Annotated in this window: 18 protein-coding genes and 1 pseudogene; 4 read left to right on the top strand and 15 right to left on the bottom strand. The window is 37.8% G+C overall.

All coding sequences use genetic code 11. The annotated features are described in order from the left end of the window. The 5 genes from ACSKT4_RS04475 to ACSKT4_RS04455 form a co-directional block, all read right to left on the bottom strand. Entirely contained in the window at positions 1-1,497 is a 1,497-nt protein-coding gene (locus ACSKT4_RS04475; RefSeq protein WP_186869297.1) for an aminotransferase class I/II-fold pyridoxal phosphate-dependent enzyme, read from the bottom strand. Continuing rightward, a complete protein-coding gene (gene metK / locus ACSKT4_RS04470; RefSeq protein WP_186869409.1) occupies positions 1,497-2,687 on the bottom strand; it encodes a methionine adenosyltransferase in 1,191 nt (396 codons plus the stop codon). Before metK ends, ACSKT4_RS04475 begins: the two co-directional genes overlap by 1 nt. A gap of 423 nt (positions 2,688-3,110) precedes the next feature. Next, positions 3,111-4,154, bottom strand: coding sequence for an ABC transporter permease (locus ACSKT4_RS04465; protein ID WP_465822882.1), 1,044 nt, complete (start codon positions 4,152-4,154; stop codon positions 3,111-3,113). Beyond that, a complete protein-coding gene (locus tag ACSKT4_RS04460) occupies positions 4,144-5,097 on the bottom strand; it encodes an ABC transporter ATP-binding protein (RefSeq protein WP_186869295.1) in 954 nt (317 codons plus the stop codon). Before ACSKT4_RS04460 ends, ACSKT4_RS04465 begins: the two co-directional genes overlap by 11 nt. Positions 5,098-5,100: 3 nt before the next feature. Continuing rightward, positions 5,101-6,243, bottom strand: coding sequence for a COG1470 family protein (locus ACSKT4_RS04455; RefSeq protein WP_465822881.1), 1,143 nt, complete (start codon positions 6,241-6,243; stop codon positions 5,101-5,103). Between the two features lie 132 nt (positions 6,244-6,375). Between ACSKT4_RS04455 and ACSKT4_RS04450 the strand changes: the two genes are divergently transcribed. Together ACSKT4_RS04450 and ACSKT4_RS04445 are read left to right on the top strand one after the other, a co-directional pair. Next, entirely contained in the window at positions 6,376-6,939 is a 564-nt protein-coding gene (locus ACSKT4_RS04450; RefSeq protein WP_186869293.1) for an RNA polymerase sigma factor, read from the top strand. 9 nt (positions 6,940-6,948) lie between these two features. Beyond that, positions 6,949-7,668, top strand: a complete 720-nt coding sequence (locus ACSKT4_RS04445; protein ID WP_186869292.1) for an anti-sigma factor — start codon at positions 6,949-6,951, stop codon at positions 7,666-7,668. Between the two features lie 135 nt (positions 7,669-7,803). Here ACSKT4_RS04445 and ACSKT4_RS04440 read toward each other — a convergent pair whose 3' ends face one another. The 3 genes from ACSKT4_RS04440 to map all read right to left on the bottom strand — a co-directional run bounded on the left by ACSKT4_RS04440 (position 7,804) and on the right by map (position 9,705). Then, a complete protein-coding gene (locus ACSKT4_RS04440) occupies positions 7,804-8,100 on the bottom strand; it encodes an AzlD domain-containing protein (RefSeq protein ID WP_186869291.1) in 297 nt (98 codons plus the stop codon). Continuing rightward, complete coding sequence (locus ACSKT4_RS04435) at positions 8,097-8,825, bottom strand: AzlC family ABC transporter permease (protein WP_186869290.1); 729 nt, start codon at positions 8,823-8,825, stop codon at positions 8,097-8,099. The genes ACSKT4_RS04440 and ACSKT4_RS04435 overlap by 4 nt, the downstream gene beginning before the upstream one ends. A 127-nt stretch (positions 8,826-8,952) precedes the next feature. Then, positions 8,953-9,705, bottom strand: coding sequence for a type I methionyl aminopeptidase (gene map, locus ACSKT4_RS04430; protein WP_211741760.1), 753 nt, complete (start codon positions 9,703-9,705; stop codon positions 8,953-8,955). A gap of 219 nt (positions 9,706-9,924) precedes the next feature. On the opposite strand from map, the pseudogene ACSKT4_RS04425 reads away from it, so the two are divergent. Next, a pseudogene (locus ACSKT4_RS04425) lies at positions 9,925-10,017 on the top strand (YjcZ family sporulation protein); the annotation flags it as partial. 81 nt (positions 10,018-10,098) lie between these two features. Continuing rightward, on the top strand, positions 10,099-10,197 hold the full coding sequence (locus tag ACSKT4_RS04420) for a YjcZ family sporulation protein (protein WP_186869287.1): 99 nt from the start codon (positions 10,099-10,101) through the stop codon (positions 10,195-10,197). A gap of 54 nt (positions 10,198-10,251) precedes the next feature. Here the strand turns inward: ACSKT4_RS04420 and ACSKT4_RS04415 are convergent, their stop codons facing one another. From ACSKT4_RS04415 to ACSKT4_RS04385, 7 genes are all read right to left on the bottom strand, one after another. Further along, positions 10,252-11,010 (bottom strand): (S)-benzoin forming benzil reductase, encoded by a 759-nt coding sequence (locus tag ACSKT4_RS04415; protein WP_186869286.1) that lies wholly within the window; start codon positions 11,008-11,010, stop codon positions 10,252-10,254. Between the two features lie 15 nt (positions 11,011-11,025). Next, a complete protein-coding gene (locus ACSKT4_RS04410) occupies positions 11,026-12,009 on the bottom strand; it encodes a phosphotransferase enzyme family protein (protein WP_186869285.1) in 984 nt (327 codons plus the stop codon). 55 nt (positions 12,010-12,064) lie between these two features. Then, on the bottom strand, positions 12,065-13,435 hold the full coding sequence (locus tag ACSKT4_RS04405) for a dipeptidase (RefSeq protein WP_186869284.1): 1,371 nt from the start codon (positions 13,433-13,435) through the stop codon (positions 12,065-12,067). A 166-nt stretch (positions 13,436-13,601) separates the two neighbouring features. Further along, a complete protein-coding gene (locus ACSKT4_RS04400; RefSeq protein ID WP_211741762.1) occupies positions 13,602-14,738 on the bottom strand; it encodes a bifunctional cystathionine gamma-lyase/homocysteine desulfhydrase in 1,137 nt (378 codons plus the stop codon). 1 nt (position 14,739) lies between these two features. Then, entirely contained in the window at positions 14,740-15,678 is a 939-nt protein-coding gene (locus ACSKT4_RS04395) for a PLP-dependent cysteine synthase family protein (protein WP_186869282.1), read from the bottom strand. Positions 15,679-15,694: 16 nt separating this feature from the next. Then, positions 15,695-16,156, bottom strand: a complete 462-nt coding sequence (locus tag ACSKT4_RS04390; RefSeq protein WP_186869281.1) for an S-ribosylhomocysteine lyase — start codon at positions 16,154-16,156, stop codon at positions 15,695-15,697. Positions 16,157-16,177: 21 nt separating this feature from the next. Continuing rightward, the gene (locus ACSKT4_RS04385; protein WP_465822879.1) at positions 16,178-16,816 is read right to left on the bottom strand and encodes a class I SAM-dependent DNA methyltransferase; all 639 of its coding nucleotides are present in this window, start codon (positions 16,814-16,816) and stop codon (positions 16,178-16,180) included. Positions 16,817-16,906 lie beyond the last annotated feature (90 nt).

The following is a 16,906-nucleotide window of genomic DNA, read 5'->3' as shown; positions in this document are numbered from 1 at the left end:
TTACGCATTCTCCTTTACAACTGTAATATGATGTTTTTCTTTCGCCTCGGTTAACACTTCCCCTAACGTTTGACGATAATAATGATATTGCTTTACCACATCATGTGATATAAGCTCTCCTGGAATAACAAGTGGAATGCCTGGTGGATATATCATTAACGTATCTGCACTGATTCTTCCTACAGCCTCATCAATGGCGATGGACTCATGCTCAGCATAAAATGCCTCTCTTGGGCTTAGCATTAGTTCATTAACTTGGTCCGCTGTTACACTGGTAGACATGATGACGGTTCTCTCACCATATGTTTCCGCAATATCACGTAATGCTGTGACCAATTCTCCAATTGATTCTGCAGTGTCAGCTGGAGTAATGACAGCCATCACGACATAGCCTTCCGCAAGCTCCATTTGAATTCCATATTTTTGTTTCAATATTGTATATACATCAAATCCGGTCAATCCAATTCCGTTCACCCGGATTACTAATTTTGTCCAGTCATATGATTGATTAAATTGATTGACTACATAACCTTTCTTTAGCACTTCATATCTAGAATCTAACTCAATTTCAGAAATAGCCTTCTCCACGATAGGCTTTAAACTTTGATACTTTGCATTACCGAATAACGCTAACTCCCTTCTCGCTACATCCAAAGAGCTCATCAACAAGTAATTAGCACTTGTCGACTGAAGCATACTTAGGAGCTTCTGGACTGCTTCCGGTGCTATTCGATTATGTTGTAAAAGTAGGAGTGAGCTTTGTGTTAAGGAGCCACCAGTCTTGTGCATACTGACTGTTACCCCATCTGCCCCCGCTTGGATTGGATCAATGATTTCATCTGATAGAAATGGCAAATGAGCACCATGTGCACTATCTACGATGACAGCAATGTCTTGAGCATGTGCTAATTGGCATATCTTCTCTAAATCACTCATCGAACCAAAATACGTTGGATACGTAATTAATAATGCCTTAGCTTCTGGATGCTCCTTCATTGCACTTTCTACACTGGCTACCGAAACACCATGTGATATACCGAAATGATAGTCCACCTCTGGTTGGATAAACACGGGTCTTGCTCCACTTAAAATAATTCCATCCATTACAGATTTATGACCATTTCTAGGAACTAGTAATGTATCGCCTGGTTTGCATGTCGCCATAATCATGGTTTGAATTCCAACAGTTGTTCCATTTACTAGAAAATAGGCATGCTCTGCTCCAAAGGCATCGGCAGCTAAATCCTGAGCTTCTTTAATAACAGACTGTGGATGGCTTAACAAATCTAATTCCTTCATGGAGTTAACATCCATTCGTAGCGCCATTTCCCCAAGTACTTCCTTCAACGGAGTCATAGCAGAACCCATTTTATGACCTGGCACATCAAATGGGGTTACATCTTGTCTAGCATATTCTACTAGCGCATCAAATAAAGGCATCTTATCTTGATTCATTAACGGAAATGGACTCGCAACAAGCTCCTTTAAATGGTTCATTACCGTAGAACCCCAGCATATGCATAGTTTGCTAACGCTTCTTGTAACGCTTCTACTTTATCAGTTCTTTCCCATGTAACATCTAAGTCATGACGACCAAAATGTCCATATGCTGCCACTTGTTTATATTGTGGCTTACGCAAGTTCAGCATGTTAATAATACCTGCAGGGGTAAGATCAAAAACTTCTCGTATGGCCTTAAGCAATTGTTCATGTTCGACTGTCTCTGTGCCGAATGTATCGATAGAAATACTAATGGGTTCACTGACACCAATCGCATAAGATAATTGAATCTCGCAACGTTTGGCAAATCCGGAAGCTACGATATTCTTCGCTACATAACGTGCTGCATATGCAGCTGAACGATCAACCTTAGTACTATCTTTACCAGAGAACGCTCCACCACCATGCTTAGCAGCTCCTCCGTAGGTGTCGACAATAATTTTTCTACCAGTTAACCCTGTATCTCCATGTGGGCCACCAATAACAAAACGACCAGTCGGATTAATCAAAATACGGAATTCTTCATTCATTCCGTAATCACGTGCAATTTGTTTAATAATACTTTCTTTTACATACGTTTCAAATTTATCTTTATCAAAGTCCTCATCATGCTGAATAGACATTAAAACCGTATCAATGATGGGCTGTTTAGGATTCGTATAATCAATGGTAACTTGTGATTTCATATCCGGGCGTGCCCAAGTGAATTCACCTTGTTTACGGAGTTGAGAAGCACGTTTCACTAATTTATGAGCTATTTCAATTGCTAATGGCATGTAAGAATCCGTTTCATCTGTTGCATAGCCAAACATAATTCCTTGATCACCAGCACCTATTGCTTTACTATCACTGGAGACATTTACTCCCATAGCAATATCAGGTGATTGAGTGTGAAGAAGAACTTCTACATTACAAGAGCTTCCATCAATTCCATAACGATTATCCGTGTACCCAATCTCAATCAGCGTGTTTCGGACAATTTTTTCCACATTTAGATTCGCTTTGGTAGTTATTTCACCACCAACAATAACTGTATTTGTTGTTGTAAATACTTCACAGGCAACCCTTGAACTTGGGTCCTGTTCTAATGCAGCATCTAATATTGCATCAGAAATTTGATCGGCAATTTTATCCGGATGTCCTTCTGATACAGACTCCGACGTAAATAATATTTTCTCTGACAAAATTTACCATCCCTTCCATTTTTTTCATTTCAGGGCATAAAAAAAGCTCTCCTACAACCTAAGGAAAGCTTCGATAAATATCAGCTGCTATCCTCTTATTGTTCACAAAACAAAGCTGTTTTGCGCTCAGGTTGGGCCCCATATCTGACTATTAATCAAACTGGTTTGCCACCGCATCTTCGACCCCTCGTCTCAGCGGCTATTAATAAGATAGACTTTTATTATGCTGGATTAATAGTAAAACATATTAGTATTCATGTCAATTTCTTTTTTTGTCGATTGTAACAGAAAAATTTTCCATTCATCAACTAGTGACCTTCCGTCATAATAAAGAAAAATCCGAACCTATTCCCACTCTGATAAAGAATGTCCAATAGATATTCGGATTTTTGATTTTCTAGTGACTATTCATAATAGATTCGCTTATTAATTTGTCCTGATTTCTTGTTTAATGAACCAGTTATACGCAATTATAAAGCAGATTAACGTTGCTGCAATAAGACCGGTTAATTGAGGCCATATTAGTAATAGACTCTGTCCAAGTGGTAATGGTCCTGCTATCGCCCCTACCGTCTGTTCCATTGTCAATGGCCCTAAAGTTCTTACCCCAGGTGAAAGTAAGGTAGTGGTAGATTCAGAGAATAAATAGCTCGGTGATAGTCGATATAAATTTAGAATCGTTTCTTGTTTACTAATAGCCTCGTCCACACTTGAAATGGCCTGTGAATCTAAATAGCTTTTACTAATAAAATCAATGATCATATTGTAAAAGATACTAAAGAATATCCAAACTGCGATTCCAGATAAGGCGGACGTAGCAGCTTGTTTAAACCTTACAGAAAATAGAATTCCTAGATTTAACCAGAAAGCGATATAGACAATACACAATACTAAAAAGCATACGATTCGAATAAACTCTTCAAACGTAATTGGTAACCCAATAATGATAATCCCTAATGCCATCACGAGAAATCCAAGTGCAAAGAATAATACAACATTAACTAATAAGGCGGCAACAAATTTTGCATTAATGACATAATCTCTAGGAATCGGTTGTGCCATTAAACGAGTCAATGTTCCCTTATTCCGTTCTGAATTTATCGCATCAAATCCTAGTGCAACACCGAGCAAGGGCCCTAGAAACGTTACAAACGTAATAAACGGTGGTAAAGTACCATCTGAAGTAGTAAATAGTTTCAAGAATAAGTAAGAATCTTTTGCAATCTGCTTTGCTTCATCGGATTGATCTAAAGCATCTTTTATCGTTGTAATCGCTGTGTACAACGAACCAAGACAGGTTAAGCCAATTATGATGAGTAAGATAATTATTCTCCAACTTCTAATATAGTCAGTAAACTCTTTTCGTACGATTGAACCAAATACAGATGTTCTTTTTACTTTCTTATCTCGTTCTTCCGTATTGGCTTGTTCTTTGAAGGTAATCTTAGATAGAACTTGCTCAAGCTTCATTTGTTTCACGCCCTTCAAAATACAGATGATAAATCTCGTCTAAGCCGTAATTTTTCTTACTAATATTCGTTAGATTTATATCATAGGACATAACAGTTCTAGCAATGGTCGGTGTAATATCTTTATCACAATAAATCTCCATGGTATTGTGATTAAGTTGCTCCACTCGACTCACTTCCTTCATTCCCTTTATGTCGTTCACCATGTAATCATCAATTGGGTCGGCTTCTACATGGACAATATAAGCTTCATTTTTAAATAATTGTCCAGCTAAATCATCCATATTCCCTTTCGCGAGTAACTTTCCTTTAACGAATATTCCAACTCGATCGCATATCTGCTGTACCTGATGCAAGTGATGGGAAGAGAGTAGTACCGTTATGTTCTTCTCTTTATTCAACTTGTTAATCAAGCTTAATAGCTCCCGTACACCTTCCGGATCAATTCCAAGGGTCGGTTCGTCTAAAATAATAACTTCTGGGTTCTTAATTAATACATCAGCTAGGCCAAGCCGTTGCTTCATACCACGAGAATACTTTCCAGTTTTCTTATGCATAGCCCCCTCTAGACCTACTTGCTCTAGCAATGAGCGGGCACGTTTTTCAGCTTCTTCCCTCGGAATTTCATTTAAGGATGCCGTATATAAGAGATTCTCATAGCCTGTCATATTTTGATAGAATCCCAGATCATCTGGTAGATAACCTACTCGCTTTTTTACTTCAAGTGGATTTCTTGTTGGGTCAATCCCACAGACATGGACATTTCCACTTGTCGGCTCTGTCAAACCTAATAACATAAAAATGGTTGTTGATTTTCCAGCACCATTCGGGCCTAATAATCCAAAAATCTCTCCTTTTTGGATGGAGAGGGATAACTTATCAACTGCAGGTACATCGTCATAGATTTTGCTAAGCTCTTGTATTTCAATAATTGCCTCATTCACTCGTTATCTCCTCCCATATTTTCTAACAATAGAATACAATCCACCTACTACCACTAAAATAATTCCAAATCCAGCAAATCCCCAAGCAGTAGAGGTTTTAACTGATATACGGAAATTAGCATCAGAGGAAGCTTCAGCACTAGATGCACTAAACGTGGTCACATAATCCCCTGCTATAGCATCTTTTGGTGCTTTTAACGTAGCTTTAACGGTGACATTTTCTCCCGCCTTTAGTGTAGAAATGGTATCCGTGTCAAACTCTACTTCCCATTTTGGTGGAGTAGTTGATTTTAGATTAATATCCGTCAGATCCACGCTTCCTGTATTTTCAACTACTAAATCAACAACCGTATCTCCTCCAGCTGTAATATCATCACTTAGTACGCCATCTGGAGTGGTTAATGTTAACCCATACGTGCCGGTAATGACAGCTTCTAATTCGATTTCACTAGAGGTTCCACCAGATTGTGCACTTACAGGAATTTTATACGTATCTGATTTTGCATTATTAGCAGGTGTCACAACAATTTCTATCTTTTTTTCCTCATTTGGTTCCAGTGTGACCGATGTAACAGCCTTTCCATCTACTTTAAATTCGGTATTCCATCCATTTGGAGCTTTTGAGGTTAAGGAATAATGCTGCTCTTCTGCCGTTTGGTTTTTCAATGTCGTATTATATTCAAAAGTTGAATCTGTATGTCCTTGCATATTTGGTTGGTCAATCGTGAAATTTGTTTTAAATGTACCTTTCTCTGTAACATTTACCACTAACCCTAATGTACTTGTACTACTTCCATCTGCTACTAAATCAAATTCATAGGTTCCTTTATCCACCTGAAGTGGTACAGTTACAACTAATCGTATATCTTGTTCATCGTTCGGACGAATTGATAATTGCTCAATACTCGTTCCATTTGCTGTGATTTGATATTCCCAATCCTTTGGTAATCCTTTCATCCCAAAACTAACATTTTCAATGGAACTACCAGAATTAATAATAGAGACATTGTACTCAATATCCTCCCCAGGTGATACAGATAATCCCGTGTATGGAGTATAGACAGAGACCTCTGCATAAACAGTTGAAGTAAGTAACATCCCCCCCAATACTACTGCTAATAGTGAATAGAACATCTTTTTAAGCATCTGACATATCCTCCTCTATTTTCAAAAATTCATCTATGATACGTGCAAGATTAAAAGATGGATTTAATTTTTTATAATTTTTCCATATTTTTTTGCTAAGATATGGTCAGTGAATGTGAAGGGGGTAAAATAATGGATACGAAACAAGATGAGAAACTACTAAAATTAATGGCTAAAGGCTCTCAAGCTGCTTTCAATCAATTCTATGAAACCTATGTATCCTTTGTCCTTCAAATTGCGATAACTGTATTAGCAGACCGCCAAGAAGCAGAGGATATTTGTCATGATGTCTTTATCGAAGTATTTCAAAAACCGATGCAATACAAGCCAGATAAAGGTAGTGTAAAGGCTTGGTTAGCGGTTAAAACACGAAGTAGATGTATCGATCGTCTCAGAAAGCATCAACCTGTCTTATTAAATAAACTAGAAAAACTTGATACAATACAATCAGTTAAATTGGAAATGTACGTTTTAAAGGAGATAGAGAAAGAGATTTTAGAAGATGCAATTAATAAACTTCCGCCAAAACAACGGGAGCTTATATACGGGGCTTATTTTGAAGGTAAAACACAACGGGAGCTTGCAACAATTTACGGGAAACCAATTGGGACAATTAAATCTTCGATACGTTATGGACTACAGAACCTACGCAAGCAAAAGTCCTTACTTCATTGGGCAAGAACTGATAAGGAGTGAAACGCACGAATGAAACATATCCCAGAAGAATTCATGATTGATTATGTATTAGGGAATTTATCAAACGAAAAACGTCAATCAATGGATGAACATATATACCGGTGTTCACATTGTCAGGAAGAATTAACGTCGTGGAAGTTACTACTAAGTAACAATCAGAAGGTAACCCCTTCTGAAAGCTTAAATAAACGAATTAAAAACACCATTCATATAAAAGGGCACTTTAAACCAAAGATAGGAAATCGTAAAGCCTTCTATTTCATTGCAGGTGCAGCAGCTTTATTCATTATCTGCTTAGGTCTATTGCAAATTACCCAACAGCAGCCAATTGCAGATAGTAGTGACCAAGAATATTTAACTGCACAATATGATTTAATACCGGAACAACCTTTCATGAATAACCCAGCTACTAATCAACTCGATATCATCCCGGTGACAATGGATCAAAATATTACCGGTAACATATGGTTAAATGAAGTAACCAATGAATTGTATCTACAGGTTGAAGGGCTTAGACCTTTGGAAAGTCAGGATTATCAAGTATGGCTTGTCCGAAATGATAATGACTGGCAGGATGAGCTACTACATCTAAAGAATGGAATGGTTCATGTGTATTATAAGGGACCCGATGTGCAAACAATCCGTTTTATTAAAGTAAGTGTTGAACCACTAGGAGGTAGTAGGGTACCTACAGGGCCAGAGACTTTGTATATTGATTTACAGCAGTAAGGAAAAGGTTGAGTCTAGGACATAACTATAAAAATTAAAGGAAAAACCGAATGATATACGATACTAGGTAATCATTCGGTTTTTCCTTTAAATAATTCTTTTTCTCGAACTCAAGCGATTACGCATGTATATAATTTATAAGGTTGTTAATAAAAACACGGATAATATAGCTCCAATGACGACAAAAATAACATTTAATCCGATATAGGCTAGAACTACTGCGACTAGTCCACCAACGAATCCAATATGTGGTTTATCTGGATTTACACTTAATACACCAGGAAAAATTAAAGCACCTAATGCTGCATATGGAATTGCATTTAACCAACGGTTTACCCAATCCTTAAATTGTAATTTGTCTACAATAAATGCTGGAATAATCCTTGGAATCATGGTTACTAAAGACATACCAATGATAATGAACCATATCATGAGCGTTCCCCCTTCAACAAAAAGACACCACTATATCCACCAAGCACTGTACCGACAACAATTGCCCAACCACTACTCATGAACTGAAGACAAATAGCATTAATCAACATCGCAATAAGCGCAATTAAGCCTACTCTTAGCTCCTTTTTGACGGAAGGAACTAATAAACCGATGAACATGGCATATAGCGCAATTCCCATACTTTGACTCAAAGCTTCTGGAATAATTTCCCCTAACACACCGCCAAGTAATGAACCAATAACCCAAGATAGGTATGCAATTAAGGTGAGCGAAGCATAAAAGAAAAATCCCTTCTCTTCTTTTGCTTCTTTCGTATGTAAGGAAGAAACAGCAAATGTCTCATCCGTTAGCCCTAATGCTAATGGCAGCTTCCACTTTAACGCAACCGGCCGCATTCGATTCATAAAGGATAAGCTCATCACAAAATGACGAAAGTTTAAAACAAAGGTTGCGATAATGATTTCCACAGCCCCTGCACCAAGAGCAATCATATTGGCTCCCATAAATTGACTTGCTCCAGCAAATACCAATACACTCATTAACGTAAGCTCTGTTAATGTAAGTCCTGCCTGTTTCGCAAGAACTCCGTAGGTTATCGCAATGGGTATATAACCAAGCATGATAGGAAAACCTACTGTTAGACCGCGTTTAAGCATGGTCATAGACGTAGATACAGTATTCTTTGTTACGTTAACGGTCTCCATCCTAGTCTCCTCCACTCAGAAATTTTAACTAATTATAACTGATTTTATTAGTGGTGAAAACTGTTCAAACTTAATCTTTTCATTATAAAAAAGAAAATCTGCACTAACGTACAGACCTCCTAAAGAATTATTTATCTTGCTCTGTTAAAATAATTGGATCTCCCTCTGTAATCACAATCGTATGCTCATATTGTGCCGAGCGACCACCATCAACCGTTCTAGCAGTCCAATTATTAGAATCTACTTTACTTTGCCAATCTCCTTCGTTTAACATCGGCTCAATCGTAATTACCATTCCTGGTTTTAAACGAAGACCTTTGTTAGGTAATCCAAAATGTGGGATATGTGGATCCTCATGAATCGTTGGTCCGATGCCATGGCCGGTAAAGTCTCTTACAACAGAGAAGCCTTCTGCCTCAGCATATGTTTGAATCGCGTGACCAATATCACCAATTCGGTTACCAGCTTTTGCTTGCTCAATTCCAATATAAAGTGATTTCTTTGTTACTTCCATAAGACGAAGACCTTTTTCATCAACATCTCCTACGGCATAAGTCCATGCAGAATCTGCTAACCCACCGTCTAGATTAACCACCATATCAATCGTTACAATATCGCCATCCTTAAGTTTGTCTTCTCTAGGAAATCCATGGCAGATTTCATCATTAATAGAAGCACAAGTTGCATAAGGGAATCCGTTATACCCCTTTTGCTCTGGAATAGCTCCATGCTCTTCTAAAAATCGGTCTACAAACGTATCAATTTCCATCGTACTAATTCCCGGTCTAATCATTTTTGCAATCTCTTTGTGAACTTGAACTAGTATGTCTGCAGCCTTCTGCATTTGTTCAATTTCACGTTTACTTTTTCTTGTAATCATCTAATCGTCCTTTCTATTTATCAGCCTACGCTGCTCATTACATATTTTTCATTTTCCTAGTGTACCATAATTTCTAAACACTTTCATTACACCATATATATTCACCGAAGCATGTACCCTCGACGAAACAAAATTCCCGGATTCAACTTGGTTACCAGTACATTCGCCCTGTCACCATGATAAATGATACATACATTGTACTAGAGGAGGTGGCAATGCATGAGTAAAGATAGTGGATATGGAAAAGGCTTTGCTTTGATTGTTGTGTTGTTTATTTTGTTAATCATTGTTGGTGCTAGTGGCTACGGTGGTGGCTACGGGTCCGGATATGGCGGCGGTTGGGGCTATTAATCGTCGGTGAATATAAAAATTTTTAAAACTGGAGGTGAAATAATGGGACGTGGATTTGAAGGCGGGTTTGCGTTAATCGTTGTTCTTTTCATCCTGCTAATCATCGTTGGTGCAGGTGGATATGCTGGTGGATACTATTAAACGATAACAAAGGATGTCATGGTAGCAATTCCACCATGACATCCTTTTTCATCACTATACATATTCGTTAACTTGATATATTTTTCCATTTTCAATACTCGCTTCATCATTCAAAATATCAATTAGAATGCCACCAACCGTATCACTATCTCTTAGTTGATTACCTTCCTTATACGCTTTAAATTTTTCTACCTCGTTAAAAGCCTCTTTAGCGCTTGATCGAATAGTTTGTTGCATATCCGTATCCATAATCCCAGGATTGAAGGCAATTATTTTATGACCAGTCTTTAATGTTTCTTGTTCGAGTGCTGCTGTTCTCGTATACATATTGATACTCGCCTTCGAGCTACAATAAGCAGCCCAACCATATATTGGCCTTTCCGCAGCACCCGAAGTAATATTGACACAAATGAAAGAGGTATTTATTTTCGAAGAGAAATCTAATAGCTCCTTCGTTAATATCATCGGGACGACTGTATTAAGATGAACATGGTAGGCGAGTGCTTGATTATCTAGTTTGCTTACTTGATTTATCGGTTCAATGACAGCTGCATTATTGATCAAATATAGTAGCGATGGGTCATACTGCTGGATATCTGCTTTAACTTTTTCAATTGCTTCCTCTATTTCTCCCATATTTCCAAGGTCACAAGTATAATGATGGTATTTCACATGATTATTTGCTGCAATTTTTTCTAGCTGTTTATTTATACTTCTTGATATACCAAGTACATGAATGCCAGACTCTAGAAATAGCTTCGCAATGGATTCTCCCAGTCCTTTGGAAACTCCTGTAATTAGAGCTAATTTCATTTAAACAACCTCTTCTCATTGGTTAATAGTTACAATTGAAATACATTGTTCAATCCTATGTTTAATTTGGTCCATCCATCGTAGGATTTTTACATTCCGATTTTCTGGTGCAATTTTTTTATTTAGTGCTGCATACAAGGTGACGTCTCGTACTTTTAAGAATAAAGAAAGAAGTTCCATCCAATCCTTTGGAGGACTCATCTCATCCATATACCCTTCCATAAATGATGTAATGAATTTGTTCGCAAACCGCGATTTCTCCTCTTGATCACCCTCATTGGGAAATAAAGACGTACAAGAGTAGTATAAAGGAATAGCTATATCCGATACATGCCAAAAGTAACATGCATCATCAAAATCAAAAATATGAATTTCTTTACCATCATAAAAGAAATTCCCATTATGAACATCGTTATGAATAAGCCCATAATCTTCTTGGGGAAGTTCTTTTAATTGGGTCCTTATTTCTTTTGTACGCTCGATAACAAGAGGTTCATCTGGCACATATAGCTCTACCCTGAATAAATCATCCTCATGCCAGTGTTTTCTCATACCGTTTGTAGGAAGATACCGATTTGTAATTCGGTGTATTTTCCCCGTTTCCCTACCCCAACTAGCGAATAATTTATCCTGGAACAGTTCGTCTCTGGAACGAACAGATTTACCTTTTACTTTAGAAAATAAACAAGCGTAAAATACAGAATTATCCTCTGCTACTTGTTTTTCTATCCAGTTACCCTTGGAGGAAAAATAAACGGTTGGCACATTAGCCCCATTGTGCTGGAGAAAAGTTACCCACTCTAATTCCCCTATTATCTCTTCCTCACTACGATGTGAACTATGTGTAACACGTAATATAAATGATTGATCTTCCCTCATTACTTCGTACACATAGTTTTCAAAGTCCCCTAATAATGTATGCTCGCTATCTAAATGGTAACGTGCAAGAAATTCCTTCAAAATATCCTTATGGTAAAGTAACTCCACTGCCTGTTCCATCCAACTCCCCCTGTAAAGAGTTCCTATGGAGATTCCTAGGAAATATATAACCGTTCTATAACTTGTTTACTTCATTCCAATAATAGACTAATGTTTCCATTCCTTTATCAAAACTGTCTAGTGGGAAGCTTTCATTTGGTGAATGTAGTCTATCATCTGGTGTACCGAATCCTAATAAAACAATCGGCATTTGATAGATATCTTCAATCCACTCCACTACAGGAATGGAGCCGCCCATACGAACATAAACCGTTTCTTTGCCGAATGCTTTCGTATAGCTTTTGGCCGCTTTTTCAATTAATGGATGATTAGGTTCCACTTTATAGGCTTTTGCAGAAAGCTTTTCTTTCTTCACTTCTACGGTTACTCCTTTAGGTGCAACCTTCTTCACATGTGCTTCAAGAGCTTGTTGAATATCCACTGGGTCTTGTCCTGGAACTAATCGACACGTAATTTTAGCAGTGGCTGAGGTAGGGATAATGGTTTTCGTTCCTTCTCCTTGATACCCACCGTATATTCCATTAACCTCAAACGTTGGACGAGCCATGGTATGTTCCTTAGGTGAATAGCCCTTTTCTGATACGGTTTCCGGAATACCAGTAGCTTTCACAAAATCTTCTCCTGGTACTTGTTCGATTAATTCTCTCTCTTCCTCGGTTAAATCTTCTACGCCGTCATAGAAACCCTCTACTGTCACTACCTCTTCCTTATTTTTCATAGATGAAAGAATATGAGATAGAGCCATAATCGGATTACGCACTGCGCCACCATACATTCCTGAGTGTAGATCATGATCTGGTCCGGTAACGGTAATTTCAATACCGGTGAACCCTTTTAATCCATAAAGAATAGTTGGTTGATTCTTGGCTACCATCCCCGAATCAGAGATTACTGCAAAATCAGCCTCGAATAATTCCTTTTTCTCTTGTAGCATCGAATAGAGATTTTCACTACCTATCTCCTCTTCACCTTCTAAACAAACCTTGACATTAAGAGGAAGCTTACCGGTTGTTTTCATCAGTGCTTCAAACACCGCTAGATGCATAAACACTTGTCCTTTATCATCGCTAGAACCTCGTGCATAAAGTCGTCCATCTCTTATTTCTGGTTTAAATGGATCACTTTCCCATAATTCAATCGGATCCACTGGCTGAACATCATAATGGCCATATAATAGAACCGTTGGAGCTTCAGGCCCAGCTTCCATATATTCTGCATAAACGATAGGATGCTTTTGAGTCTCGATTTGTTGAGTATTCTTAAAGCCAATTTCAGTTAAGTATTCTTCTAAAAAGCTTGCAGCTTTTCTTACATCTTCTTTATGTACACTATCCGTACTAACACTAGGAATGGATAAAAATTCATTTAGCTTAGTTAATAATTGGTTCCGATTATCAGTTAAATATTGCAATGCTTTTTCACTCATTATGGACATCCCCTTTTAAACTAATATTGTGTTCATTTTAGCATATTTCTTTAAAAAATAACTATAAGACTTTCATGCTACAGCTAAACTTCTATGATACGATCAATCAAATACTACTACTACTGTACATAAGCAAAAAAGGACAGCTCATCCGCTGCCCCTTTACTTAGTTACCTAATGCCTGTGATAAATCTTCTATTAAATCACGAACATCCTCTATTCCTACTGAAACTCGGATTAACCCATCGGTTATTCCAAGCTCTGCTCTTCGGTCTGCTGGGATTGATGCATGGGTCATTTTAGCTGGTAATGAAATTAAGCTTTCAACTGCACCTAGACTTTCTGCAAGCGTAAAGTACTTCACTTTTTTCAATACTTCTTCCGCCAGATGACCACTACCTACATCAAATGAAATCATTCCACCAAAACCACTCATTTGTTCTTGAGCTAAATGATGACCTCGATGGGATTCAATACCTGGATAATAAATTGTCGTTACTTTTTCATGGCCCTGTAAAAACTGAATAAGTTCTTTCGTATTCGATTCAATTGCTTCCATTCGTAGTGCTAACGTTTTAATTCCTCTCATTAATAACCAGGAATCTTGTGGTCCTAATACTGCACCAACAGAATTTTGTAGAAAGTGAATTCTTTCTGCTAGTTCCTCTGACTTTACTACCACTAATCCTGCCACGACATCGCTATGTCCACCAATATATTTGGTTGCACTATGAAGGACAATGTCTGCCCCCATATCTAAAGGCTGTTGCCAGTATGGTGTTGCAAAGGTATTATCAACAATTAATAGCAGATTATGTTTTTTCGCTATGTCTGCCATTTTCTTTATATCTGTAATTTTTAGTAATGGGTTCGTAGGTGTTTCAACATATAAAACCTTGGTATTCTCTTTTATTGCTGCCTCGACTTGTTCAGGATTACTCGTATCCACAAATGTATGATGTAAATCAAATCGGTTTAAAACTTTGCTCATTAACCGATAAGATCCACCATATACATCATCGGTTAATACAACATGATCCCCTGCATCTAACAGCATCATAACCGTTGTAATGGCAGCCATTCCGGAGCCAAAAGCAAATCCATGAGTACCATTTTCTAGCTCTGCTATAACAGTTTCTAGTGCATGACGAGTTGGGTTACCTGTACGAGAGTATTCATATCCGCGAAAGTTCCCTACACCATCCTGCTTATACGTACTTACCTGGTAAATTGGAACAGAGACTGCTCCTGTTTGTTCATCACGTGTAATACCACCATGTACCATTTTTGTTTTTGAACGCATATTAAATCTCCTTCCCCATAACATCCGGGTAAATCTTTTTACTTAAATAACGATCACTACCATCTGGAAAAATGACCACAATATTCGTACCCCTCTCTGCTTGTTTCGCTTCTTCTAATGCTGCACGCATCGCGGCACCAGAAGAACTACCAACTAACAATCCTTCCTTACGGGCAAGGCTTTCCACCATTTGAAAAGCATCTACATCACTGATCGTATGAATCGAATCAAAATAGCTTGGATCCATAAAAGCAGGTAAAAATTCCATCCCAATCCCTTCTGTTCGATGAGGACCAGACTTACCACCTGCAATAATTGATCCTTCTGGTTCCACAATCACAGTCTTGATAGTTGGATCTTTTTCTTTAAAAAATCGCGAACACCCCATGAATGTACCACCAGAACCTGCTCCTGCAATAAAAACATCAACATTCCCATCTAAATCATGCCAAATTTCTGGAGCGAGGGTTTTATAATACGTATTTGGATTAGCAGGGTTGGCGAATTGTTGCGGCGAGAAGCTATTTGGGATTTCGTTTAACAGCTGTTCTGTTTTTTCAATTGCTCCCTTCATTCCAGCTTCTCTAGGCGTATGGACAATCTCTGCACCCAAAGCTTGCATAATCAGTTGCTTCTCACGACTAAAATGTTCTGGCACAACAAAGATTACTTTTAAGCCTTTTTCTTTCGCTGATAGCGCTAAGCCAATTCCAGTATTACCAGCTGTAGGTTCTATAATCGTACCACCTTGATTAATCTTCCCTTTTGTAAGAGCATCATCAACTAGTTCTGCTCCTAGACGGTCTTTTATACTTCCACCAGGATTATAAAATTCTAGCTTTGCATAGATGTTAACTCCTTCTGGAATACCATCAATATGGCGTATGTTAAGCAGAGGAGTATGGCCAATTAAATCATGAATCGATTGATATAATGCCACAGTATCACCCCATTAGTTAGAAAACTTCTCTCCAACCCTCTTTTTTCGCAAGCATCTCTTTTGCGATTTCCTTTGCACCTTCAAGGCTATGGTTGGCTGCCCAGCCGCATTGTACTTCATTACATGCCGGCACTTCATCTGCTGCTAAAACATCTTCCAATGTCTTTTCAAGTGTTACTAATACTTCGTCAAAAGAATCATTGTTTAAAATAGCCAAATAAAATCCTGTTTGACACCCCATTGGGCTAATATCTAATACGTTGTCCATATGATTACGAATGTTTTCTGCCATTAAATGCTCAAGAGAATGTAATCCAGCCATCTCCATGTGTTCTTTATTTGGTTGCTTGAACCGGATATCGTATTTATATACCTTGTCTCCATTAGCTCCTTCTGTTACACCAACTAGTCGAACATATGGTGCTTTCACTTTTGTATGATCTAAATTAAAGCTTTCTACATTCATCTTTTTCATCATCTTTCACTTCTCCTTTAAACCTTATTTAAATGTTGCTATGATAAGCCAAGCAAAATCATTCATTTGCTTGAAAGAAACATTAAACTGTTGCTCAGTAAATATTTGTTCGATTGTGTCAATATTAGGATAATACTCTCTTCGTAAATCCTCGGCAAGATTGGAATATCCAACTTCCTCTGCCTCTCTTATCTTCCGTTGCTTAGCAGTGTCCGATACAAAAAGTGTATCTGCAAATACAATTTTACCACCTTTAGGAAGTAATGTTGCAAAATTTTTAATTGCAAGTTCTTTTTCTTCATCATTTAGATGGTGAAATGCAAATGTACTAACTATCGTATCAATTGGAGTAGTAGGCTTTGGAAAATCTAAAAAATCACCATCCAATACCGTTACGTCGGGTAGCTTCATTTTCGCGATGTCTCGCATAGCTGGTGAAGGTTCGATGCCAATCACAGTATGTCCATCTTCCACTAGCTTCTTTGTTAAATTGCCAGTACCTACTCCAAATTCTAATACAGTACCAATCGAATTTTCTACCACTTCATCTAATATCTGATCGTACTGATGAAAAACTTCTTTATATTCACGGTCATGCCCATTAACTGTATTATCATAGTTCTCTGCCCAATCCTCAAAAATCTCTAAGAATTCTCGTCCCATCTTCTCATCTCCATATAATGAAATCATAGTAAACCACTATGTTTAATATGAATTATATGTAATACATTACCACATGTTAACGTTTTTTTA

The organism is Ornithinibacillus liuyingii (assembly GCF_055550225.1).
This window is presented reverse-complemented; position numbering and strand designations above follow the sequence as displayed.

What these genes read in the sequence shown, in the direction of transcription:
- ACSKT4_RS04420 (WP_186869287.1), top strand. Translation starts at nt 10,099, where the DNA reads ATGGGACGTGGATTTGAAGGCGGGTTTGCGTTAATCGTTGTTCTTTTC.
- ACSKT4_RS04435 (WP_186869290.1), bottom strand. Translation starts at nt 8,825, where the DNA reads ATGGAGACCGTTAACGTAACAAAGAATACTGTATCTACGTCTATGACC.
- ACSKT4_RS04445 (WP_186869292.1), top strand. Translation starts at nt 6,949, where the DNA reads ATGAAACATATCCCAGAAGAATTCATGATTGATTATGTATTAGGGAAT.
- ACSKT4_RS04410 (WP_186869285.1), bottom strand. Translation starts at nt 12,009, where the DNA reads ATGGAACAGGCAGTGGAGTTACTTTACCATAAGGATATTTTGAAGGAA.
- map (WP_211741760.1), bottom strand. Translation starts at nt 9,705, where the DNA reads ATGATTACAAGAAAAAGTAAACGTGAAATTGAACAAATGCAGAAGGCT.
- ACSKT4_RS04440 (WP_186869291.1), bottom strand. Translation starts at nt 8,100, where the DNA reads ATGATATGGTTCATTATCATTGGTATGTCTTTAGTAACCATGATTCCA.
- ACSKT4_RS04390 (WP_186869281.1), bottom strand. Translation starts at nt 16,156, where the DNA reads ATGATGAAAAAGATGAATGTAGAAAGCTTTAATTTAGATCATACAAAA.
- ACSKT4_RS04385 (WP_465822879.1), bottom strand. Translation starts at nt 16,816, where the DNA reads ATGGGACGAGAATTCTTAGAGATTTTTGAGGATTGGGCAGAGAACTAT.
- ACSKT4_RS04450 (WP_186869293.1), top strand. Translation starts at nt 6,376, where the DNA reads ATGGATACGAAACAAGATGAGAAACTACTAAAATTAATGGCTAAAGGC.
- ACSKT4_RS04455 (WP_465822881.1), bottom strand. Translation starts at nt 6,243, where the DNA reads ATGCTTAAAAAGATGTTCTATTCACTATTAGCAGTAGTATTGGGGGGG.
- ACSKT4_RS04415 (WP_186869286.1), bottom strand. Translation starts at nt 11,010, where the DNA reads ATGAAATTAGCTCTAATTACAGGAGTTTCCAAAGGACTGGGAGAATCC.
- ACSKT4_RS04465 (WP_465822882.1), bottom strand. Translation starts at nt 4,154, where the DNA reads ATGAAGCTTGAGCAAGTTCTATCTAAGATTACCTTCAAAGAACAAGCC.
- ACSKT4_RS04400 (WP_211741762.1), bottom strand. Translation starts at nt 14,738, where the DNA reads ATGCGTTCAAAAACAAAAATGGTACATGGTGGTATTACACGTGATGAA.
- ACSKT4_RS04475 (WP_186869297.1), bottom strand. Translation starts at nt 1,497, where the DNA reads ATGAACCATTTAAAGGAGCTTGTTGCGAGTCCATTTCCGTTAATGAAT.
- ACSKT4_RS04405 (WP_186869284.1), bottom strand. Translation starts at nt 13,435, where the DNA reads ATGAGTGAAAAAGCATTGCAATATTTAACTGATAATCGGAACCAATTA.